Below are 22,191 nucleotides of genomic sequence, written 5' to 3'. Positions count from 1 at the left end.
ATGCTGGTTCTGGTAACACCTAATCCCTGAGGAGATCTCAATGGTCATGAATGTGAAGGGTTATGCTGCTCTGGCGGTGAAAGAAGATTTAGTCCCCCATAATTTTGTTCGTCGCGATCCGCGTGAAGATGATGTGGTTATCGATATTTTATACAGCGGTGTATGCCACTCGGATATTCACAACGCCTACAACGATTGGGGCGGTGCTAAATATCCGATGGTACCAGGGCATGAGGTCATTGGCCGCGTGGTGCATGTTGGTAAGTCGGTAACAAAATTCAAAGTGGGCGATCTCGCAGGGGTCGGCTGCATGGTTGATTCGTGTCAACACTGTAGCGCCTGCGAGCAGGGGCTAGAGCAGTATTGCGAAGAAGGTAACACGCTAACGTATAACGATATCGACCGTCATGACGGTCTGCCTACTTTCGGCGGCTATTCTGACAAAATTGTCGTTACCGAAAAGTTTGTGGTGAAGGTCCCTGAAGGGATCGATTTACGCGGTGCGGCGCCGCTGCTTTGCGCCGGGATCACAACATGGTCGCCTCTGCGCCACTGGCAGGTAGGCGAGGGCAGTAAAGTCGCGGTTGTCGGTCTGGGTGGACTCGGGCATATGGCAATCAAACTTGCAAATGCGCTGGGCGCGGAAGTTACGCTGTTTACGCGTTCACCGGGCAAAGAAGCTGATGCCAGACGTTTGGGTGCCAGTCACGTTGTGCTTTCCACTGACAGTGAACAGATGAAAGCGACAGCGAATCAGTTTGATCTGATTATCGATACTGTGCCCTACGTTCATGACCTGAACCCTTATATCCCAACCCTGGCGCTAAGCGGTACGCTGGTGCTGGTCGGTTATCTTGGTGCGTTGGATCCGTTTCTGAATACGGTTCCCCTGATCCTTGGGCGTAGGTCTGTGGCGGGTTCAGTTATCGGCGGCATTGCTGAAACGCAGGAGATGATGGATTTTTGCGGTCAGCATGGTATTACCGCCGATGTCGAAGTGATCGATATTCAGGATATTAATCGTGCCTGGCAGCGGATGTTGAAAAGCGATGTGAAATACCGCTTTGTAATTGATATTGCCTCATTGAAATAAGTACAAAAAAGACGCGGATTTCCGCGTCTTTTCTTTTGTTAGTGTGTCGATGGCGATGCTTCAGGATTGTCCATATACAGCGTCTGGCTGGGGAATGCAAAGTCGGCACCGTTTGCCTGGACTATCGTGATAATCTTTAAATAAACGTCTTGCTGTACCGCGAGCCATTCCTTCCAGACGGTGGTTTTCGTGAAGCAATACACCATGATATTCAACGATGAATCGGCAAATTCATTAAAATAGACCAACAGAGTTTGTTTCTGGTCTATTCCAGGATGGTTTTGCAGCATTTCTCTGACCGACTCGACAACGGCACCGACTTTATCGGCATCCTCATATCGTAACCCGATCACCGTTTTAATTCGCCGGTTGGTCATGCGCCCTGGGTTTTCTACGCTGATGGAGGAGAAAATCGAGTTTGGCACATACAACGGACGATGGTCGAAGGTGTTTATTTTAGTCATTCGCCAGCCAATTTCTGCTACCGTGCCTTCAATATTGCGGTCCGGGGAGCGGATCCAATCGCCTATGCTAAACGGTCTGTCGAAATAGAGCATAATACCTGAGAAAAAGTTGCTCAGAATATCTTTCCCCGCCATACCCACTGCGATACCGCCAATACCGCCAAAGGTTAACAGGCCGGATAAGCTCATACCGAAGTGTTCGCCATACAGTAAAATGATGGCAACCACGATGGTAATCTTGATGATACGCGACAGGATCCTCGCGCTGGTGATATCTCTGCCTTTATTAATCTGCGTCTTTTCAAACTGATTAATCACCAGAAAAAGTTTGATGGTCAGGATCAACGCAATCAACGAGGTGCAGATAAAGTCGACCACGCTGGGGGAGATAAATTTCAGGCTGTAACTTTCGATAACGTTATTAGCAATGCTGCCAAACGTCCCAATGATAATGGCATAGACAAAAAATTGTGCGGCATGAAATATGAATCCTTTGCAGCGACGCTCTCCACGATGATACCAGACGCTCATCAGGACCAGCGCGGCACAGCAGCTAAGAATTACCGTCAAATTAAACGCATTATTCATAAACAGTTCAGCGATCATGATTCTTCCTGGCAACTCCGTGTTAGCTAAATATCATCTGACATCCTAATCCCCAGATATTTTACTCAGTTAAGGCGGTCAGATCATTAATCAAAAGGAGAGATAAATAATGCAATCAGCGCTATTTTCAGCGAAATAACGCTGACGTCAACCCTGTATGCGGTTTATGTAGCAGACAGTCAGTTGATGTCATGGTATTGTTAGCGCAAAGTAACAAGGTTTTTCATTTGCAAAAGGACAGTACTATGATCATGGCTAAGCTGAAAACAGCGAAGGGACGGAAGTTTCTGTTGTGCCTGCTTGGGGTGTTTATTATCGCAGCGTCGGTCGTGACGCGAGCGACGATCGGTGGCGTTATTGAACAGTATGACATTCCGCTATCCGACTGGACCGCTTCAATGTACGCCATTCAATCTGCAATGATTTGTGTCTACAGCATGGTGTTTACGATTCTGTTGGCTATCCCGCTTGGTATCTATTTCCTCGGCGGTGAGGAGCAACACTAGGCGTTTAAAATGCCGGATGATATCGCCATCCGGCATTTCATTGTGTGGTTAATCGTCTTCTTCGTCGTCCAGTTCAACTGGCGTCTGATATTCATCCGGCTTGATGACCAGCAGGTCACAGCGTAGATGATCGATAACCTGTTCCGCGGTATTACCAAGAAACGCAGCAGAAATACCGGTACGTCCGACGGTCCCCAATACCACAATACCCGCCTGCAAGTGCTCGGCTAAATCAGGAATGACCTCTTCAGGTAAGCCTTTTTCAACGTGCGTCACTTTCTCATCAATACTGAATTTCTGGCGTAGTGCCTTCATGGCCAGCAGATGCTGTCCACGGATTGCGTCGTTATAAACGCTGGGATCAAATTCAGGCAGTTCAATCGCGATGTTGATTGGTGTGACAGGGTAGGCGCCAACCAGATGCACTTCGGTATGGTTAACCTGTTCTGCAAGCTGTAGCGTCTCTTTAACCAGTTTTTCATTGAGCGCGTTGTGATAAGCCTCTTCACTGGCGAGGTTTACGGCAACCAGTGCTTTACCCCCTTCAGGCCATGGCTGGTCTTTCACCATCCATACCGGACTTGGACATTTACGCAATAAATGCCAGTCGGTTGGCGTAAATATTACGGCTTCGAGGCGGTCGTGTTGGTGCGCCATCTTGAGGACCAGGTCATGCCTGGCGCTGATGACTTCCTGGATGATGGCTTCAAAGGGTCGGTTATGCCAGACCACTTTAATATCCAGAGGGATCCCTGCTTCGATATAGTATTTCGCTTGTTCACGTATCCATGCAGTTCGCTGGCTGATGACCCCCTGACGCATTGCCGTACGCTCATCAGGCGACAGCAGGGTAGTCATCTCATAGGAAAAGTCATAGATCGGCAAAAAGGCTTTAATTTTGCCACCAATCCGTTGATGCAAATAAACAGCTCGCCGTAATGCTGGTTGATCGTCCTGGTTAGGGTCGATGACGACCAGCATATTTTTATACATAGCCATACAGGGTCTCCTTACAACTGTCATCGCAGTTTGTAACTAAAAGAGTAACCCAATAATGTGGTTTGAAACAGGGAATAACCTCCTGCCAGATCAATAAATCGGGAAAATTTAGCGATTTGACAGAAGGATAACAGAGAGGCTTGCGGAAAGATTACGCAACGTTACGCGTGTGGCCGGCAAGAACTGCCAGCGCGTCGCTGTTCTCAATAGTGATATATTTGCCTTTCACCGCCAGCATGCCGCTTTTCTGGAAACGACCCAGCAGGCGGCTGATGGTTTCAACCGTCAGACCGAGGTAGTTACCGATGTCGCCACGGGTCATGGTCAGGCGGAATTCACGAGGCGAGAACCCACGCTGGGCGAAGCGACGAGACAGATTGTAGATAAAGGCCGCCAGGCGCTCTTCAGCGTTTTTCTTCGACAGCAACAGGATCATATCCTGGTCGCCTTTGATTTCGCCACTCATCAGACGCATCATCTGCTGACGCAGGTTCGGCATCTTACCGGACAGGTCATCAAGGGTTTCGAAAGGAATTTCGCATACCATTGAGGTTTCCAACGCCTGAGCAAAGCTCGGGTGATGGCCGCTGCCAATGGCGTCAAAACCTACCAGGTCACCCGCCAGATGGAAACCGGTAATTTGCTCATCGCCTTGTTCGGTAATGGTATAGCTTTTTATCGTTCCGGAGCGGATAGCGTAGAGTGATTTAAGCTCATCACCTGCTTTAAAGAGCGTCTGCCCTTTTTGGATAGGCTTTTTGCGCTCGATGATGTTATCGAGCTGGTCAAGCTCATGCTCGTTAAGTGTGAACGGGATGCAAAGCTGGCTGATGCTGCAATCCTGGCAATGGATAGCACAACCGCCAGACTGAATGCGCCGTATAATTCGCTTTTCCGGGATCATAGGTCTGCTCAAGCCGTAATTGATATTTGTCAATTTTAACATCTTTTTGGTGAGCACGTAAGCCTGAGCTACTCCCAATAGAGAATAATTCAGGCATAACTGGAGCGAATGTTTGTATCTGCTTGATTAACCACACTTAATTTGGGGTCGCATTATGCGGAAGTGTGATGAATAAGGCATTAATTGCCTGGAATCTAGAGTAGCAAATAACCTTCGTGGCGCAATAACCACTCTTTTCGTTGTACACCGCCGGCATATCCGGTCATGGTGCCGTTACGTCCAATGACGCGATGACAGGGGACCACAATGCTTACTGGATTGGAGCCATTAGCTGCGCCGACCGCTCTTGCAGCGCCGGGGCGCCCCAACTGTTCGGCCAACTGACCATAATGCATGACCTGCCCGCAGGGGATAGTGCGTAATGCTTGCCAGACTTCACGCTGGAAAGGCGTCCCAGCGGTTGCCGTTTCCAGCGTGTCAATGATGCTGAGGTTTCCGGCAAAATACTCAGAGAGTTTGTCGCTTAATCCACCAGGATTTTTGGCGGTAATGCGCTGATAACCTTCTGTACGGTAATGAATATCAAGCAATTGTTCCATGCGATCGCTGTGCTGATCCCATTCCACTGCGCGCAGGCGAAATTGCTCATCACAAATAACCCACAGCGGGCCCAGCGGCGTGTCGATGGTGTCTTCCAGTAAGTTAAGCATCCGTTTCTCTCATTACAGCATTCAGGCGAGCCTACACATTATCACGGCAGTGACCGTCGCAGCTATACCCCTAAAAACGGATATCAACTTGTCGTGAGTAGATCGGTTCAGCGCGGAGGATCCGGTTAATTATTGGAAATAATCGTAAACCGTTACCGGTACAGTTGTCGGTATAATAGTGCGCGGTTATGATAATGCCCGTCGCAATACGCTGGAGGATGAAACATGAACCTTGATGATGCATCGCTGTTTCTTGACGCAATGGGGGATGTTCAACCGCTGAAACACCATGCCGATGTGCACTGGCAACCCATGCGCAATCTTCGCACTCCGGCGCGTATTGATACGCTACAACTGGATAATTTTCTCTCGACGGGATTTCTCGATATTGTCCCGTTGAATGTGCCGCTCGAGTTTCGTCGCGAAGGTTTACAGAACGGCGTGACTGACAAGCTGCGAAACGGAAAATACCCGCAGCAGGCGAGCCTTAATCTTATTCGCCAACCTGTTGAAACATGTCGCCAGATGCTCTTTAGCTTTATTCTGCAGGCGCAGCAGGAAGGGTTGCGTAACGTGTTGGTGATACACGGCAAGGGACGTGACGATAACTCCCATGCCAATATTGTTCGCAGCTACGTGGCGCGCTGGTTGACGGAATTTGACGACGTGCAAGCATACTGCGCCGCACTGCCGCATCACGGCGGCAGCGGGGCATGTTATGTGGCATTGCGTAAAACCGCACAGGCAAAACAGGACAACTGGGAGCGTCACGCTAAACGCAGTCGCTGAACGACGTAAACATCAGGCGGCCAGCACTCTGTTCCTGCCTTCGTTCTTGGCTTTGTACAACGCGTCGTCAACGCGTTTGAATAACTCATCGATGCTTTCATTTGTTTCGTGCCGAGCTACGCCAATGCTGACGGTAAAGCGGGGAAGGCCAGGGAGAGTCACTTTGGCCACTGTCGCCCGTATCACTTCTGCGAGATTGAGGGCAATATCTAACGAGGTTCGCGGCAGCAGCAGCACAAATTCTTCACCTCCCCAGCGAAAAATCAGATCGTCCTTTCTTGCACAGGATTCAAGTGTGCGGGCCAGAGCGCAAAGTACCTCATCACCTTTTAAATGACCAAAAAGATCGTTAATGCTTTTAAAGCGATCGGTGTCGATCAACAGCAGGCTGTAATCCTGTGTCAATGACATCGCGTGGGTCTGTTCCGGCTCGGTTACCTGATAAAAATGTCGGCGGTTAAGCAATCCCGTTAAGGCGTCACGCAGGGCCGCACGCTCAAGCTCCTGTTCCAGCCGTTTTTGCTCGGTAATATCATGAATAATGCACAGCATGAGCTTATTACCGTAGATTTCGATTGGCCCGGCGTAGGTTTGTACGTGACGGGATGTGCCGTCTGCCAGTTTATGCACAAAATGCAAAGGTTTATGGCCACCTGGAAGATGGGCGATTTCATGCATCACCGGGAGTATATGACGGCCCAGCGTATTGATTTCCCATGTATGTTTCTGGCACATCGTATCATGGCTATAGCCATAAAAATTTAGCGCACTGAGATTTGCATCAACGATAAGCCCATCACGGGACGGATCGATAAGCAACATTGGGGCCGAGTTAGTCTGGAAAAAACGCGCGTAAAATCCCTGTTTTTTTCGCTGATAATTCGCTGAACGGCTCGCTTTCAGACCTTGCGAAGTCGGTGTTTCAATGCCTTCGAAAAGAATAACGTCACCTGATTCCGGCAGAGAGCGGATGGAGAGGCGGCTGGCCATCGCGACGTCTTCACCTTCGCGGCAAACCGTAAGGATTTCTACAATGTCGTGATGATTTCTCAAATCGCTGAGATACATGGTTAAATCATTCTGGGCATGAGTTGAAAATATGCCCTTGCGGAGTAGAGAAAAGCAGGGGGCCTGCATCAGTTCCCGTGCAACGGTATTAGCGAACACCAGTTCTTCGGTATGCGGCGAAACAATCCACACCGGCAGGGTTAATAAATCCAGTGAATGCAGCTCGGTTGTGCTCATCGATAATCCCGTTATCTTTATCTGCTGTGTTGCCCGTTTAATGGCATCTGTTTTTTATATTACAGTCTCATAATGTTATTGATTGTTGAGGAGACAAAGACTGTACGATTCGCTGCTGCTTAATGTTACTTTCCGTTGGAATCAATTCATGGATCTGATGCGCAGGCAACGGTTTTGCAAACAAGAAACCTTGCAGCACGCCACATCCCATCTGGGTCAGGAGTATTTCCTGCTCCTGGGTCTCTATTCCTTCAGCCACTACTTGCATATTCATGGAGTGGGCTATGTCAATAATAGTAGACACAATCTTTGTATTTTTGCTGTTCTCGCTGATATCTTTAACAAATACTCTGTCAATTTTTAATTCCCGTGCCGGAAGAGACTTCAACATCAATATATTTGAATAACCGGTACCGAAATCATCAATAGAAACGGTGATCCCTAAAGCTGAAAATGCATTTAAGACTTCAGCGCTACGTTTTAAATTTTTAAGTGCTGTACTTTCAGTCAATTCCAGCGTGAGATATGCAGGTGATAGTTGATATTGTGCAAGGGCGCTGCAAACCACATCAACGATGTCATGTTGTTCAAACTGGGAAGGGGAAAGATTAACGGCGAGGGTCCATTCCGCATAGCCCTGTAACTTCCATTGATGTAACTGCTGGCATGCCTGCTGAATAACCCATTTCCCGACCGGAATGATAAGGCCTGTCTCTTCCAGCGCAGGCAGAAACTCAGCAGGTAACAGCATGCCGCGTTCCGGGTGATGCCAGCGTAATAACGCTTCAAAACCGGTCAGGGAATGATCTCCGGCGGTGTATTTGGGTTGGTACCAAAGCTCAAATTGATCGTGTTCCAGTGCTTGTGACAATTCCTGTAAAAATGTCGGCGGTGTATCGGCGATAGCTTCCATTTCCGGGCTATAAATAGCCCAACCGTTTCTGCCAGCCTGTTTGACATGATACATCGCCATATCAGCCTTTACTTTTAACTCATGCAACGTGGAACCATGCTCAGGATAAATACTGCTTCCCGCACTTAACGAAACCCGAATGGTGTACCCAAACAGCGTGAAAGGATCACCAATCGCAGCCGCAATCCGGGTCAGCAGAGCGGTGATATCCTCTTTATTACAGTCAGGAACCAGAAGAATAAACTCATCTCCCCCCAGCCTCGCCAGCGTCATGGTGTCATCAAGGCAGCTGTAGATTCGCTGCGTACTGGCGATCAGCAACTGATCGCCGATGTGATGTCCCCAGGTATCGTTAACGACTTTGAAGCGATCGAGATCGATGAATACCAGAGCAAATTGATGCTGATGCAGTTTGGAATGCTGCAGACAGGCCTGTAAGCAGGCATCTATCTGTGTGCGATTGGCAAGTCCAGTAAGTGCGTCGAAGTGGACCTGATGCTCAAGCTGGCAGTTAAGTTGATGTAAGTTGTCTGCCAGTCGGGAGGTACGCAGTTGCGAATCCACCATCGACACCACCAGCATGATACCCAAAATAACCAGCGTGACGGCGCAGACCCAGACAGAGAGTTCCAGTGTGCTGAGTCCATTGTGTACCGTGTGTCCAAAATGGGTGAATGTTGCCGCTCCCATCCCGGTGTAATGCATAGAGGCAATCGCCAGCGCCATAATAAGGGCGGCGACAAGCCGATTGATCAGGGCTCGACGGGTATTTTGGCGTAAATGAAACGCCAGCCACAAACCTACACCAGATGCAACGATGGCAATCATCACTGAGAGCAGTATCAGCGAATGACTCCATAGGATGGCAACATGCTCAATGATGGCATACATGCCAACGTAGTGCATGGTGACGACACCGGCGCTTAATATTCCTGTGGCTACGACTAATCGTTTTGTTGAAAGCGTATTACCGGAAATGGCGATATTAATGGCGAGAGTTGCAGAAATGAGCGCAATAAAGAAAGAAAATGCCGTGAGCGAAAAATGGTAATTGATCGGCATACTCATTTTCATGGCCAGCATACCGATAAAATGCATTGACCATATCCCCATCCCTAGCGTAGCCCCGCCAGACAGGCGCCAGAAGGTTGATTCACGTCGATTGGAGATTGCCACCTTGCCCGCACTATCGAGAGCAATAAAAGAGGCAATAAACGCGACAACAAAGGAAATCCCAATCAATACAGGGTCCCACGACACGTTCAACATCATACTACCTATCGAAAAAAAGCCGTGGTAATAAATCTAGCAGGTTTTGTCCAGTTAACATGATAAAACCGGGAATGTTCTTATATTTTTACACTGGTATTAGAGGAAACAGGAAGATAGTGAAAATAACGAGCCATTACTTATATAAACATTCACCAAATTTATAGTTCTGTGTGTTTTATGCTCTCCATGTGCTTGTCATCACAATAACCTGATGACTGGCGCCATCACAGCCATTTTACGGAATAAAACACTGAACTAACGGGAATAAAAGGTGTAATTTCTTGCCTTAAGTAAAAGGATCGCAGGCTCTCATTGAAAGTTCAGCTTTCGTCGCAAAGCAATGGCATTCTGCATTGCAGGTGCTATAAAAAATAATATCTACATAATTTCTTAGTGCACAGGACTAAAATGTTAAATGATATTAGCGTCAGAACCTTTATTATTTTATTTCTGCTCATTTCGGCGGTTGCTCTCAATATTGTTGAGATGATTTTCTCGGCCGCGCCGGAAATTATAATTGGTACAAATGTGGTAAGCGTTATTTCTATATTATGCTTATGGTGGTATATGACGAAATACCTGGTCATGCCGATCAATACGGTAAAAAGGAGCATTGAGGAAGTGACGTCTGGGAATCTGGCGATCAGTATTCCTGAGTTTGGTAATAATTGTGCGGGTAGACTAATACCGGGCATCAATAGTTTATCGAGTAATATTTCAACACTCGTTAATGAGATCAGAACATCCTCACAAACGGCGATGGCGCTCTCTGAACAGCTTGCGGAACGCAGCGCCGAGCTTTCAGTGAAAACGGAACAACAATCCGGAGCATTGATGCAGACGGCTGCTAATATGGATGAAATAGCCGTTAATACGCGAAATAATGCTGACAACACGCAGATCGCCAACGTCCAGGCAACAGTTGCCACGCAATGTGCCATTCAGGGTGGCGAATTAATGGTGCAGGTTGCGACAAATATGCGTTCAATCACCGAATGTGCACAGCAGATGACGGAAATTATTACGCTAATTGATGGTATCGCATTCCAGACAAATATTCTGGCATTGAATGCTGCCGTGGAAGCGGCGAGGGCCGGTGAACATGGCAAAGGTTTTTCCGTGGTGGCCGGTGAGGTCAGAATGCTTGCACACCGTAGTGCGGATGCTGCTAAGAATATTAAGCAGCTGATTGCGCAAACCCATCAAAATGTTCAGCAAGGTGCAGCTATTGTGCGTGAAGCAGAAAAAAATATGCATGATATTGTCGGTGGTGCCGGTCAATTAAACCAACTGATGGGCGAGATATTAACCGCTACACAGGAACAGGAGAAAGGAATTATCAGAATTACTCATGCACTGGCCGAACTGGAGAATGTAACCCAAAGTAATGCCATTATGGTTGATGAGCTTTCTGATTCCTCGGGTATCCTGAAAAACCAGGTGATTGATCTACAGTCGCGGACACATAAATTTCGCTTAAGTAACACTCTTGAGTCAGCGAGATGGCAGCGGGCTTAACCGGGTATCTCGAAGCAAGCGTCGTATTCGTCAGAGCTTTTCCTGTTATCAGAGACTTTTATGAATCATTTCAGCACAATGGGACAATGAGATATTGCTTAACATATTCTGACAGCTAGACTAACGAAAAAGGCTGAATGTTTGTGGAGGCGCTGTGGAAGCCATTAAGGGAACGGATGTTAATGTGCCGGATGCCGTGTTTGCCTGGCTGCTGGATGGTCGAGGTGGAGTAAAACCGCTGAGCGATAATGATGTAATTGATAGTCAGCATCCCTGCTGGCTACACCTTAATTACACTCATCCTGAAAGTGCCCAATGGTTGGCGACAACACCTCTTCTTCCCAACAATGTGCGTGATGCGCTGGCAGGCGAAAGTACACGCCCACGCGTCAGTAGAGTCGGGGAAGGTACCTTGATCACGTTGCGCTGCATTAACGGCAGCACCGACGAGCGTCCTGACCAACTTGTGGCGATGCGTTTATATATGGATGAACGTCTGATTGTCTCAACCCGTCAGCGCAAAGTGCTGGCGCTGGATGATGTGGTCAGCGATCTCCAGGAAGGGACGGGACCGGCTGATTGTGGCAGTTGGCTGGTGGATGTTTGTGATGCGCTAACCGACCATGCCAGCGAATTTATCGAACAGCTGCACGACAAGATTATTGATCTGGAAGATAACCTGCTCGATCAGCAGATCCCACCGCGTGGTTTTTTGGCTTTACTGCGTAAGCAGCTAATTGTGATGCGCCGTTATATGGCACCACAGCGTGATGTCTATGCCCGTCTGGCGAGTGAACGTTTACCCTGGATGACCGACGACCATCGGAGACGGATGCAGGATATCGCTGACAGGCTGGGGAGAGGGCTGGATGAAATAGACGCCTGTATTGCCCGGACCGGTATTATGGCGGATGAAATTGCGCAGGTGATGCAGGAGTCTCTGGCTCGCCGAACGTATACAATGTCATTGATGGCAATGGTTTTTCTTCCCAGCACATTTTTAACCGGGCTTTTCGGCGTTAACCTCGGCGGTATCCCCGGCGGTGGTTGGCAGTTTGGTTTCTCACTTTTTTGTATTCTGTTAGTGGTCCTGATTGGTGGTGTTACTTTATGGTTGCACCGTAGTAAATGGTTGTAACAACAACGTTTTTTAGTGGTTTTTGCGCATGAAAACGTCCTGATTTTTGAGCGAAGTCAATAAACCATCTACCTATTCGGGGCAATATCTCTCTCGCAGGTGAATGCAACGTCAAGCGATGGGCGTTGCGCTCCATATTGTCTTACTTCCTTTTTTGAATTACTGCATAGCACAATTGATTCGTACGACGCCGACTTAGATTAGTCGGCTTTTTTTTGCCTGCAGGAAATCAGCGTCTACCCTAAAAGAGTCAATCTGAATGACTGGAGGGGTATATGACCTGTCTGATTGCAACGTCGAACACTGATTCGCTACCGACCGATCCGGTTCCCATTCCCGATCCCATACCTCGTCCGCAGCCCATGCCGGATCCGCCGCCGGATGAAGAACCGATTAAATTGTCGCATCACGGGCACAGATCTGCGAGGATACGCGCCTGCTGAATGTGAGTTTTTACCGCGAGATTAAATTGTGACCGCTTTTTCAACCCTGAATGTTTTACCTGCTGCTCAACTCGAGAATCTTAACGAGCTGGGCTATCTTGAAATGACGCCTGTTCAGGCTGCTGCGTTACCGGCAATCCTGGCGGGTAAAGATGTTCGCGTGCAGGCTAAAACCGGCAGTGGCAAAACGGCTGCTTTTGGTCTTGGGCTATTACAGCATATTGATGCCGCGCTGTTTCAGACGCAGTCTCTGGTGCTGTGCCCAACGCGCGAGCTTGCCGACCAGGTGGCGGGTGAACTGCGTCGTTTAGCGCGCTTCCTGCCAAACACCAAGATCTTAACGCTGTGCGGTGGGCAACCCTTTGGCGCACAGCGTGACTCCCTGCAACATGCACCACATATTATTGTTGCCACACCGGGTCGTTTACTTGACCACCTGCAAAAAGGCACCGTTTCTCTGGATGCCCTGAATACGCTGGTTATGGATGAAGCCGACCGCATGCTGGATATGGGCTTTAGCGATGCGATTGATGATGTCATTCGCTTTGCGCCTGCGTCACGTCAGACTTTGCTGTTTTCCGCAACCTGGCCGGAAGCCATTGCTGCTATCAGTGGCCGGGTACAGCAAAATCCATTAACGATTGAAATTGATACGGTCGATGCGTTACCGGCGATTGAACAGCAGTTTTTCGAAACCCCCAGCCACGGAAAAATTCCGCTGCTGCAAAAGCTACTCAGCCAGCATCAACCCGCATCGTGCGTGGTTTTTTGTAACACCAAAAAAGATTGTCAGGCCGTTTGCGATGCACTGAATGCGGCAGGGCAAAGCGCACTGTCATTACATGGCGACCTGGAACAGCGCGATCGCGATCAGACGCTGGTTCGTTTTGCCAACGGTAGCTCGCGCGTCCTGGTCGCAACCGATGTGGCCGCACGTGGCCTGGATATCAAATCACTTGAGCTGGTAGTTAACTTCGAACTGGCGTGGGATCCGGAAGTCCACGTCCATCGTATCGGACGTACCGCGCGTGCCGGCAACAGCGGTCTGGCGATTAGCTTCTGTGCGCCGGAAGAAGCGCAGCGTGCCAACATTCTTTCTGAAATGCTGCAACTGAAGCTGAACTGGCTAACTGCGCCAGCTAACGGCTCAATCCTGCCGCTGGAAGCAGAGATGGCGACGTTATGCATTGATGGTGGTAAAAAAGCGAAAATGCGTCCTGGTGATGTTCTGGGGGCTCTGACCGGTGATATTGGTCTGGATGGCGCTGATATTGGCAAAATTGCCGTTCATCCGGCACACGTCTATGTCGCCGTTCGCCAGAACATAGCGCACAAGGCGTGGAAACAATTGCAAAACGGTAAGATCAAAGGCAAGACTTGCCGGGTCCGGTTATTGAAATAACTACCCGTTGGGGCGCCTGATGGCGCTCCGCTTATCAGGCCTACAGGCGCTTATGCACGTTGTAGGCCTGACAGACGCTTACTTCACTTCCACCACGTTCAGGCGTAACTCATCCAGTTGAGCATCATCTTCTTCTGGCTGCCAGCCCGCAGGCTGCAGCGGGATCTCTTCACGATCGAACGCTAAATCCCCGCCGTCCACAACCTCTGAACCGTGCTTAATGCCTTTAAAATCGAACAGATTGATATCGCTCAGATGTGAAGGTACAACGTTTTGCATCGCACTGAACATGGTTTCAATGCGGCCTGGATAGCGTTTGTCCCAGTCACGCAACATATCAGCAATGACCTGACGCTGTAGGTTAGGCTGTGAGCCGCACAGATTGCACGGAATAATCGGGAAACCTTTCGCTTCGGAGAAACGCTCGATATCTTTCTCACGGCAGTAAGCCAGCGGGCGGATCACGATGTGCTTACCGTCATCACTCATCAGCTTCGGCGGCATGCCTTTCATTTTCCCACCGTAGAACATGTTTAAAAACAGCGTTTGCAGGATGTCGTCGCGATGGTGGCCGAGCGCAATCTTGGTGGCTCCTAATTCGGTTGCCGTACGGTATAGAATGCCGCGACGCAGGCGAGAGCAGAGCGAGCAGGTCGTTTTGCCTTCTGGGATTTTGTCTTTGACGATCCCGTAGGTGTTTTCTTCGACAATCTTGTACTCAACGCCCAGCTGTTCCAGATACTCTGGCAGAATGTGCTCCGGGAAACCGGGTTGTTTTTGATCGAGGTTAACCGCAACTAAGGAAAAACTGATCGGGGCGCTTTGCTGCAAATTACGCAGGATCTCCAGCATGGTATAGCTGTCTTTCCCGCCGGAAAGGCACACCATAATGCGATCGCCGTCTTCGATCATATTGAAATCGGCAATGGCTTCGCCCACGTTACGACGCAGACGTTTTTGCAGTTTGTTCAGGTTGTATTGTTCTTTCTTTGTAACTTGTTGATTATCTTGCATTCTTACCGTTCTCAAAAACCAAAAGGGGCATATAATGGGCAAACTTCAATCACAGGGCTAGTTGGCTATTCAACATTGCAACCCGATCGTCATTCATTTCTTCAATCCATGTACTGTAGACGTCGTACACTATTTGCGCGTTTTCATGCCCCATCTGATTAGCTATAAATGATGGGTTCGCTCCAGCCGATTACAGCCAGCAGGCAAAAGTATGCCGCGTATGGTACGGATTACGGCGACGAATACCAGCACGTTTTACAGCTGAGTTCTATCTGGCACCTATGCTACTCATAGAGTAGTAAGATTTTTGCTCTTCGTGACCAGACCAGAATAAACAGCGAACAGCATGATTGGATAAAGGTACATAGCCCCGGACAGGAAGCAATTAATCAGTTGAAAGCAGATATTGAAGCGCTGAAGAAAATTGTGGAGCAACTTACCGACAGATAATTCAGTTCTGAACTATCAACGAGCAATGTCAGGGAGCGAAAAACGCAGGGTGTGGCAAACTGCCGCAACCATGCCGTATGCAAGAGCATGACTGCGGCCGACCGGCAAACGTCCGATAGTGCGAGTATAGAATGATTGCCAGTCACAGCGGATGGTACTTAAGCAACATGACGATTCAAGGTGCTTAATCTGAAACCAGCCACATATCAGCCTCTTCAAACATTTCTTGAACCGTTCGGCTTATCTGTTCTTTTTCATGCTTGCTGGCGTCAGTGTTGATCGCCGGAAGTGTCATCATCGGTTTAACCCGAACTTCAGCATCGGGGAAGATCCGATGAACCCTCTTGGTCAATTCGCCGAGAATAATATCTTTTGCGCCGGGCAGACCATCAAAATTCCTTTTGTCATAAACGAGTTCCACGAACATTGCTTATCGCTCTTTTACTGGATTTATATACAGTATTTATACTCTGTTTTTACCTGGGTTTCAAGAGAGGGCGTAATGATGTCACGACATAGCGATACTGAAATGGCCTTGTATGCTTCGATCAGGAATCGTGGGGAAAATGAGGGAGAAACAAAAAGCCCGCAGCGATGTGCGGGCCAGAAAGCTTAGCGGACTACCAGTACCGAACACTCCGCGTGACGCACTACAGCCGCGGCGTTAGAGCCCAGCAGGTAGGTGGTGATGTCAGGTCGGTGTGAGGCAATAATGACCATATCGGCCGGTAATTTTTTGGCGATCTCCAGAATCTTATCTTTCGGCGCACCTTCTGCGACATGAACGTGCACTCTGTCCGTTGGGATATTGAACTTCTTGATAATCTCTTCCAGTTGAGATTTCGCTTCGGCTTTCAGATCGTCCATGGCCGGTAACTCTGCCGAGTAGGCCAGTCCCAGGGAAGCGTAATAGGGCAAGGACGGAATAACGGTCAAAAAATGAACCTGCGCATCGTCGATCTTTGCTTCTGCTTCAACATGGGCAATAACGCGTTGAGTTAATTCTGAGTCTGAAATATCGATGGGTACAAGAATCGTTCTGTTCATAAAACCTCCTGTTTAAGTATCCACGTAAAGCTTACCGCGTAATGGCACTTTATGTACAATGACAACGATCACATTTTGGCATCACTTTATTTTGATTTCAGGAAATTTGCCTTTTATTACCCCATCGTAAAATCGGCCTTTAGAGACCACGATCAGGAAATCACGAAAAATACGGGCAGGGACCTGTTGATATTGCAGCGTAGCCAACTGGTGAAAGCGAATTTCTAGCGTGCAAGAGGATTCGTCATAGCCGACGGATGCAATACGGGATGATTTTACAGGATGATGATTCATTGCAGGTATCCTCTACTACAGACCTTAATGCAAGATATCATCTATCAGAGATGTGTTTTAACGCAACAGATATAATGTTTTGATCTGGATAAAACAGAATTATTAGAACGTATAGAGAGCCCGCCGTTGCCAGCGGGCTGACGAACTTAGAACTGGTAAACCATACCCAGTGCTACGATATCATCGGTAGAAATACCGGCATCTTTGTAGAACTGGTCATCTTCGTCCAACAGGTTGATTTTATAATCAACGTAGGTAGAGAAGTTTTTGTTGAAGTAGTATGTTGCACCAACATCAGCATATTTAACCAGATCTTTGTCATCGTTAGCGCCTTTGTAATTCAGATCCTTACCTTTAGACATCAGGAAGGAAACAGCTGGACGCAAACCGAAGTCAAATTGGTACTGTGCAGTAACTTCAAAGTTTTGGGTTTTATTAGCAACACCACCAACATCGCTATTATCAGTTTTACCGTAAGGAGTCATATTACGGGTTTCAGAGTACATGGTTGCCAGGTAGATGTTGTTCGCGTCGTATTTCAGGCCGGCAGTCCATGCGTCGGCTTTATCGCCACCAGAAATATTTGCATTGTCTGAATTTGACTGTTCGCTGGTACGATCAGAAGAGGTATAGGCAGCCCCGGCACTAAAGCCCATGCCCATATCATAGGTTGTAGAAATACCGAAACCATCACCATTATCGTAACGCACATCATCACCAGCATTGCGGTTGTTGGTGCCTACATTTGCGTCATTCAGGCTCTGGCTTTCGTTTTTACCTTGATACTGCAACGCAACGTTCAGACCATCAACGAGTCCGAAGAAGTCGGTGTTACGATAAGTGGCTACACCATTAGCACGACCAGTCATGAAGTTGTCAGACTGAGTGTAAGAATCGCCACCGAATTCTGGCAGCATATCGGTCCAGCCTTCAACGTCGTACAGCACGCCGTAGTTACGACCATAGTCGAATGAACCGTAGTCACCGACTTTAATACCTGCGAAGGCCAGACGAGTCCAGGAGTTGCTATTATCGCTCTCAGTCGTGTTAGCCTGAACCTGATATTCCCACTGGCCATAGCCGGTGATCATATCGTTAACCTGAGTTTCGCCTTTGAAGCCCATACGCATATAAGTCTGATCGCCATCTTTAGAAGAATCATCAGAGAAATAATGCAGGCCGTCTACTTTGCCATAGAGATCTAATTTGTTGCCGTCTTTGTTATAAATTTCAGCAGCATGAGCTGCGCCTGCAGCCAGCAGGGCAGGAATTACGAGAGCCAGTACTTTTCTGTTCATTGAAATAATCCTTTAGTTTTTTTATTAACCTGTGACCACCCATGTAGGGAGTAAAAGCATGCTAAAGGAGAAGTTCCGTAAAGAGATAAATATGAATTGTTACGTCTTAAGTAAAACCTTAAACAAATAATTCTACGGAAATAATGATAATTGCCGTGAATGAGTTTGTAAAATATATATAAAATAAAAATTATACAATTGAATTTTGTTGGGCTATTCTGCGCGTGTTATATGCCTTTATTGTCACATTTTATTTTTCGTTGGTATATTGATGACACTTATTAATTAGCCAGCGAATAAATTGACAAGCCCGAACAACTGTTCGGGCTTTTTTTTTTGGTTCCGGGCTAATACTGAGAAAAACGTATTATTCGGTACCGCTCTTTTCCGCTTTGCCTGCCAGTTGGGCCAGGAAGTCGTAGCGTTTTTGCAAATCAGCCGTTGCATCCTTCCACAGCTGTTCTGCAACTTCTGGCTGTTGGGCGTTCAGGCGGCGGAAACGCTGCTCGTTAAGCAATGTTTCGGCCAGCGCATCTGACGGTGGGCGCGAGTCGAGCGCCAGCGGCAGCTTACCTTCGTCTGCTCGGCGTGGGTCAAAGCGGTACAGCGGCCAGAATCCGGTAGCCGTGAGCTGACGCATCTGATCGTGGCTTAGCGCGAGGTCATAGCCATGCTCCTCACATGGGCTATACGCGATAATCAGCGACGGGCCGGGGTAGGATTCAGCTTCCTGGATAGCTTTGACCGTCTGATTCAACTGGGCGCCCAGAGAAATCTGTGCGACATAAACATGCCCGTACATCATCATGCTGACGCCAAGATCTTTGCGAGCCTTGCGCTTGCCATGCTCACCAAACTTGGTAACCGCCCCAAGCGGCGTGGCTTTCGACGCTTGTCCACCCGTGTTGGAGTAACACTGGGTATCCAGTACCAGAATATTGACGTTCTCGGTGAGACTCAGGACGTGATCCAACCCGCCAAAACCAATATCGTAAGCCCAGCCGTCGCCGCCAATCAGCCAGATGGACTTCTCGACTAGCGCGTCGGCATCGGTTAACAGTTGCTGTGCACCTTCGACATCTTTCAGATGCTGGCGCAGCGCAGCAACTTGCTCACGGCGTACTTCTGGCGTCGCTTCAGCATGCAGGGCGTCATTCAGTTCAGCAGGAATATTATCCGCAAACTGCTCCAGCAAACGCATGACGCGCACACGGTGTTGATCCACCGTCAGGCGGAAGCCCAGACCAAACTCAGCGTTATCTTCGAACAGAGAGTTTGCCCACGCAGGTCCACGACCATTGGCATCGGTCGTATACGGCGTTGAGGGGAGGTTACCGCCATAAATCGATGAACAGCCGGTCGCGTTAGCGATCAGCATGCGGTCGCCATACAGCTGCGTAAGCAGTTTGATATACGGCGTTTCACCACAACCAGAACAGGCGCCGGAATATTCAAACAGCGGAGTGATTAACTGCGAGGTACGGATATCAATGCGTTCAAGCTTGCTGCGGTCGATCTCCGGCAGATTGAGGAAGAAGTCATAGTTAACTTTTTCTTCTTCAACATGCTCAAGGCGCGACATCATATTGATGGCCTTGATTTCCGGGTTTTGGCGATCTTTTGCCGGGCAAACTTCGACACACAGATTACAGCCAGTGCAATCCTCTGGTGCAACCTGCAGGACATACTTCTGACCGCGCATATCGCGTGATTTCACATCCAAAGAATGCAGACTGGCAGGGGCGTTTTCCATCGCTTCAGGTGAAACCACTTTGGCGCGGATTGCCGAGTGTGGGCACGCGGCAACGCAGTGGTTACACTGGGTACACAGTTCTTCCTTCCAGATGGGGATCTCTTCGGCGATATTGCGTTTTTCCCAACGCGTGGTGCCCATTGGCCAGGTACCGTCTGGCGGCAGCGCGGATACGGGGAGGGCATCACCCAGACCGGCGAGCATTGCCGCGGTGACGGTTTTCACGAAATCAGGTGCGGCATCAGAAACCACCGGTGGGCGGTTTGCGCTGTGCGGATCAACCGGCTGGAGTGCTACTTCGGCGACGGATTCGCGCGCCAGGGCCAGAGCCTGCCAGTTACGCTCAACCAGGTCCTGTCCTTTACTGCTGTAACTTTTCGCAATCGCCCCCTGCAATTCAGCCAACGCGCTGTCGCCGGGTAAGATTTGCGTCAAATGGAAGAAGGCCATTTGCATAACGGTGTTAATACGCGCTGCCAGACCGCATTCGCGGGCGATTTTGGCCGCATTAATCACGTAGAAACGGGCTTTCTTCTGATTCAGTACCGCCTGAACTTCCTGTGGCAGACGACCCCAGACTTCATCCACACTGTATGGCGTATTAAGCAGGAAGATACCGCCTGGTTTCAGGCGCTCGGCCATCTGATACTTATCGATAAATTGCAGCTGGTGACAGCCAACAAAATCGGCTTGTGAAACCAGATACGCTGATCGAATAGGCTGCTCGCTGACGCGCAGGTGGGAAACCGTCAGACCGCCTGCTTTTTTCGAGTCGTAGACGAAATAACCCTGCGCATACCATGGCGTCGAGTTACCAATAATTTTGATATTGTTTTTGGTGGCTGACACGCTACCGTCGCTGCCCAGCCCGTAAAACAGCGCTTCGAGCTTAGCCGTACCGGGCAGGGTGTTTTCCGGTAACGGTAGCGACAAGTTGGTGACATCATCATAGATACCGACCGTAAAGCGAGGTTTCGGCTTCGCGCTGCTCAGCTCATTAAAGACAGCCATCACGCAGTCTGGACCAAACTCTTTGGAAGAAAGGCCATAACGTCCGCCAATCACGCGCGGCAGCGTTTCTCGCTCGCCACAGTTGAAGGCTTCTGCTAACGCGGTCATCACGTCCAGATACAACGGTTCGGCCTGTGCGCCAGGCTCTTTGGTGCGATCCAGGACGGCGATGCTGCGTACGGTTTCCGGCAGCGCGCGCAGTAAATGTCTGGCAGAGAATGGACGGAACAGACGCACTTTCAGAACGCCGACTTTCTCGCCATGCGCCAGCAGTTCTTCAACGACTTCTTCGCAGGTTCCAATCGCCGAGCCCATTAAGATAATGACGCGCTCAGCCTGAGGATGGCCGTAATATTCAAATGGCTGGTACTGGCGACCTGTCGCTGCGGCGAAATCGTTCATCGCCTGCTCTACATAATCGTAAACCGCGTTGTACCACGGGTTTGTTGCCTCGCGTGACTGGAAATAGGTGTCCGGATTCGCAGACGTACCGCGAATAACCGGATGCTCAGGATTAAGCGCCCGAGCGCGATGAGCATCGATTTCCGCCTGCGGCATCAGTCCGAGGATCGTGTCGTCGGCCAGTGGCACAATTTTATTGATTTCATGGGATGTACGGAAACCATCAAAGAAATGAATAAACGGAACCCGGCTTTTCAGGGTGGCTATTTGCGAAATCAGCGCAAAGTCCTGTGCCTCCTGAACGCTGCTGGCACACAGCATTGCACATCCTGTCTGGCGCACCGCCATCACGTCGGAATGATCGCCAAAGATTGATAATGCGTGAGTAGCAATTGTGCGAGCCGCAACGTGCAGTACAAACGGGGTCAACTGACCGGCCAGTTTGTACAGCGTTGGGATCATCAGCAACAGGCCCTGCGATGAGGTAAACGACGTAGAGAGCGCACCGGTCTGCAACGCGCCATGAACGGTTGCGATCGCGCCGCCTTCTGACTGCATTTCTACGACGCGAGGGGTATCCCCCCACACGTTCTTAAGCCCGTTCCCGGCCCAGGCATCTGCCTGTTCAGCCATCGTCGAACTGGGCGTAATCGGGTAGATGGCGATAACCTCGCTGGTACGAAATGCGACTGAAGCAACCGCACCATTACCGTCAATTGTGATCATACTGACACCCTTACATTGCGCAAAAAGAGGGACACGCGTAACAGCGGCGAGTCCTGGTTGTTATCCTTCTATTTTAGCAAAAGCGCTAAAGACAGATTTTCGCTTTTGTGTCCCTGGAATAAACAGAATGAATGGTTTGATCAAAGGAGCAGGCAAAAAATTGCCAGAAAATGTAAACAGTACGCATAAATGCG

General features: G+C 49.1%; 19 protein-coding genes and 1 pseudogene. 7 read left to right on the top strand and 13 right to left on the bottom strand.

The window, feature by feature from the left end; all coding sequences use genetic code 11:
• Positions 1 to 40: 40 nt before the first annotated feature.
• Positions 41 to 1,093 (top strand): NAD(P)-dependent alcohol dehydrogenase, encoded by a 1,053-nt coding sequence (locus OGY10_RS12595; protein WP_286576849.1) that lies wholly within the window; start codon positions 41 to 43, stop codon positions 1,091 to 1,093.
• Between the two features lie 38 nt (positions 1,094 to 1,131).
• On the opposite strand, the gene OGY10_RS12590 is transcribed toward OGY10_RS12595, so the two are convergent.
• Positions 1,132 to 2,163 carry a mechanosensitive ion channel family protein gene (locus OGY10_RS12590; protein ID WP_003843943.1) on the bottom strand — a complete coding sequence of 344 codons (1,032 nt, stop codon included), beginning with the start codon at positions 2,161 to 2,163 and terminating at the stop codon, positions 1,132 to 1,134.
• Between the two features lie 245 nt (positions 2,164 to 2,408).
• Here OGY10_RS12590 and OGY10_RS12585 point away from each other — a divergent pair, with 245 nt between their 5' ends.
• Complete coding sequence (locus OGY10_RS12585) at positions 2,409 to 2,669, top strand: DUF2534 family protein (protein WP_003020403.1); 261 nt, start codon at positions 2,409 to 2,411, stop codon at positions 2,667 to 2,669.
• A 48-nt stretch (positions 2,670 to 2,717) separates the two neighbouring features.
• Here the strand turns inward: OGY10_RS12585 and uspE are convergent, their stop codons facing one another.
• The 3 genes from uspE to ogt form a co-directional block, all read right to left on the bottom strand.
• Entirely contained in the window at positions 2,718 to 3,668 is a 951-nt protein-coding gene (gene uspE / locus OGY10_RS12580) for a universal stress protein UspE (protein WP_008784897.1), read from the bottom strand.
• Positions 3,669 to 3,819: 151 nt separating this feature from the next.
• A complete protein-coding gene (gene fnr, locus OGY10_RS12575) occupies positions 3,820 to 4,572 on the bottom strand; it encodes a fumarate/nitrate reduction transcriptional regulator Fnr (protein WP_003020397.1) in 753 nt (250 codons plus the stop codon).
• A 194-nt stretch (positions 4,573 to 4,766) separates the two neighbouring features.
• Positions 4,767 to 5,282 (bottom strand): methylated-DNA--[protein]-cysteine S-methyltransferase, encoded by a 516-nt coding sequence (gene ogt, locus OGY10_RS12570; RefSeq protein ID WP_008784895.1) that lies wholly within the window; start codon positions 5,280 to 5,282, stop codon positions 4,767 to 4,769.
• 225 nt (positions 5,283 to 5,507) lie between these two features.
• On the opposite strand from ogt, the gene smrA reads away from it, so the two are divergent.
• Positions 5,508 to 6,071, top strand: coding sequence for a DNA endonuclease SmrA (gene smrA, locus OGY10_RS12565; RefSeq protein WP_008784894.1), 564 nt, complete (start codon positions 5,508 to 5,510; stop codon positions 6,069 to 6,071).
• 12 nt (positions 6,072 to 6,083) lie between these two features.
• Here the strand turns inward: smrA and OGY10_RS12560 are convergent, their stop codons facing one another.
• On the bottom strand, positions 6,084 to 7,316 hold the full coding sequence (locus tag OGY10_RS12560; RefSeq protein WP_008784893.1) for a GGDEF domain-containing protein: 1,233 nt from the start codon (positions 7,314 to 7,316) through the stop codon (positions 6,084 to 6,086).
• Between the two features lie 67 nt (positions 7,317 to 7,383).
• Positions 7,384 to 9,498 (bottom strand): putative bifunctional diguanylate cyclase/phosphodiesterase, encoded by a 2,115-nt coding sequence (locus tag OGY10_RS12555; protein ID WP_100272393.1) that lies wholly within the window; start codon positions 9,496 to 9,498, stop codon positions 7,384 to 7,386.
• A gap of 411 nt (positions 9,499 to 9,909) precedes the next feature.
• On the opposite strand from OGY10_RS12555, the gene OGY10_RS12550 reads away from it, so the two are divergent.
• The 4 genes from OGY10_RS12550 to dbpA all read left to right on the top strand — a co-directional run bounded on the left by OGY10_RS12550 (position 9,910) and on the right by dbpA (position 14,002).
• A complete protein-coding gene (locus OGY10_RS12550; protein ID WP_286576831.1) occupies positions 9,910 to 11,019 on the top strand; it encodes a methyl-accepting chemotaxis protein in 1,110 nt (369 codons plus the stop codon).
• A 154-nt stretch (positions 11,020 to 11,173) separates the two neighbouring features.
• Positions 11,174 to 12,157, top strand: a complete 984-nt coding sequence (zntB, locus tag OGY10_RS12545; RefSeq protein ID WP_003833215.1) for a zinc transporter ZntB — start codon at positions 11,174 to 11,176, stop codon at positions 12,155 to 12,157.
• A 275-nt stretch (positions 12,158 to 12,432) separates the two neighbouring features.
• Positions 12,433 to 12,600, top strand: coding sequence for a proline-rich small protein YnaL (gene ynaL / locus OGY10_RS12540; protein ID WP_095533097.1), 168 nt, complete (start codon positions 12,433 to 12,435; stop codon positions 12,598 to 12,600).
• Between the two features lie 28 nt (positions 12,601 to 12,628).
• Positions 12,629 to 14,002: an ATP-dependent RNA helicase DbpA gene (gene dbpA, locus OGY10_RS12535; protein WP_137377971.1), complete on the top strand. Its 1,374-nt coding sequence runs from the start codon at positions 12,629 to 12,631 to the stop codon at positions 14,000 to 14,002.
• A 78-nt stretch (positions 14,003 to 14,080) separates the two neighbouring features.
• Here dbpA and ttcA read toward each other — a convergent pair whose 3' ends face one another.
• The 7 genes and pseudogenes from ttcA to nifJ all read right to left on the bottom strand — a co-directional run bounded on the left by ttcA (position 14,081) and on the right by nifJ (position 21,997).
• Positions 14,081 to 15,016, bottom strand: a complete 936-nt coding sequence (ttcA, locus tag OGY10_RS12530; RefSeq protein ID WP_032943567.1) for a tRNA 2-thiocytidine(32) synthetase TtcA — start codon at positions 15,014 to 15,016, stop codon at positions 14,081 to 14,083.
• A gap of 49 nt (positions 15,017 to 15,065) precedes the next feature.
• Positions 15,066 to 15,329, bottom strand: a pseudogene (locus tag OGY10_RS12525) (tyrosine-type recombinase/integrase); the annotation flags it as partial.
• A 321-nt stretch (positions 15,330 to 15,650) separates the two neighbouring features.
• A complete protein-coding gene (locus tag OGY10_RS12520; RefSeq protein WP_032943565.1) occupies positions 15,651 to 15,893 on the bottom strand; it encodes a DinI family protein in 243 nt (80 codons plus the stop codon).
• Positions 15,894 to 16,078: 185 nt separating this feature from the next.
• A complete protein-coding gene (gene uspF, locus OGY10_RS12515; RefSeq protein ID WP_003833207.1) occupies positions 16,079 to 16,513 on the bottom strand; it encodes a universal stress protein UspF in 435 nt (144 codons plus the stop codon).
• Positions 16,514 to 16,594: 81 nt separating this feature from the next.
• A complete protein-coding gene (locus OGY10_RS12510; protein ID WP_003833205.1) occupies positions 16,595 to 16,807 on the bottom strand; it encodes a KTSC domain-containing protein in 213 nt (70 codons plus the stop codon).
• Positions 16,808 to 16,953: 146 nt separating this feature from the next.
• Positions 16,954 to 18,105, bottom strand: coding sequence for a porin OmpC (gene ompC, locus OGY10_RS12505; RefSeq protein WP_060682149.1), 1,152 nt, complete (start codon positions 18,103 to 18,105; stop codon positions 16,954 to 16,956).
• 367 nt (positions 18,106 to 18,472) lie between these two features.
• Positions 18,473 to 21,997 carry a pyruvate:ferredoxin (flavodoxin) oxidoreductase gene (nifJ, locus tag OGY10_RS12500; protein WP_191227144.1) on the bottom strand — a complete coding sequence of 1,175 codons (3,525 nt, stop codon included), beginning with the start codon at positions 21,995 to 21,997 and terminating at the stop codon, positions 18,473 to 18,475.
• Between the last annotated feature and the right edge of the window lie 194 nt (positions 21,998 to 22,191).

Source organism: Citrobacter sp. Cpo148 (genome assembly GCF_030332375.1).
GTDB classification, from domain to species: Bacteria; Pseudomonadota; Gammaproteobacteria; order Enterobacterales; family Enterobacteriaceae; genus Citrobacter; species Citrobacter portucalensis.
Note: the sequence above shows the minus strand (reverse complement) of the source record. Positions and strands in the feature narration are given on the sequence as shown.

Bases quoted from the DNA above. Each gene is read 5' to 3' on its own strand.
- OGY10_RS12595 (WP_286576849.1), top strand. From the start codon at position 41: ATGGTCATGAATGTGAAGGGTTATGCTGCTCTGGCGGTGAAAGAAGAT.
- OGY10_RS12590 (WP_003843943.1), bottom strand. From the start codon at position 2,163: ATGATCGCTGAACTGTTTATGAATAATGCGTTTAATTTGACGGTAATT.
- OGY10_RS12585 (WP_003020403.1), top strand. From the start codon at position 2,409: ATGATCATGGCTAAGCTGAAAACAGCGAAGGGACGGAAGTTTCTGTTG.
- uspE (WP_008784897.1), bottom strand. From the start codon at position 3,668: ATGGCTATGTATAAAAATATGCTGGTCGTCATCGACCCTAACCAGGAC.
- fnr (WP_003020397.1), bottom strand. From the start codon at position 4,572: ATGATCCCGGAAAAGCGAATTATACGGCGCATTCAGTCTGGCGGTTGT.
- ogt (WP_008784895.1), bottom strand. From the start codon at position 5,282: ATGCTTAACTTACTGGAAGACACCATCGACACGCCGCTGGGCCCGCTG.
- smrA (WP_008784894.1), top strand. From the start codon at position 5,508: ATGAACCTTGATGATGCATCGCTGTTTCTTGACGCAATGGGGGATGTT.
- OGY10_RS12560 (WP_008784893.1), bottom strand. From the start codon at position 7,316: ATGAGCACAACCGAGCTGCATTCACTGGATTTATTAACCCTGCCGGTG.
- OGY10_RS12555 (WP_100272393.1), bottom strand. From the start codon at position 9,498: ATGTTGAACGTGTCGTGGGACCCTGTATTGATTGGGATTTCCTTTGTT.
- OGY10_RS12550 (WP_286576831.1), top strand. From the start codon at position 9,910: ATGTTAAATGATATTAGCGTCAGAACCTTTATTATTTTATTTCTGCTC.
- ynaL (WP_095533097.1), top strand. From the start codon at position 12,433: ATGACCTGTCTGATTGCAACGTCGAACACTGATTCGCTACCGACCGAT.
- ttcA (WP_032943567.1), bottom strand. From the start codon at position 15,016: ATGCAAGATAATCAACAAGTTACAAAGAAAGAACAATACAACCTGAAC.
- OGY10_RS12520 (WP_032943565.1), bottom strand. From the start codon at position 15,893: ATGTTCGTGGAACTCGTTTATGACAAAAGGAATTTTGATGGTCTGCCC.
- uspF (WP_003833207.1), bottom strand. From the start codon at position 16,513: ATGAACAGAACGATTCTTGTACCCATCGATATTTCAGACTCAGAATTA.
- OGY10_RS12510 (WP_003833205.1), bottom strand. From the start codon at position 16,807: ATGAATCATCATCCTGTAAAATCATCCCGTATTGCATCCGTCGGCTAT.
- ompC (WP_060682149.1), bottom strand. From the start codon at position 18,105: ATGAACAGAAAAGTACTGGCTCTCGTAATTCCTGCCCTGCTGGCTGCA.
- nifJ (WP_191227144.1), bottom strand. From the start codon at position 21,997: ATGATCACAATTGACGGTAATGGTGCGGTTGCTTCAGTCGCATTTCGT.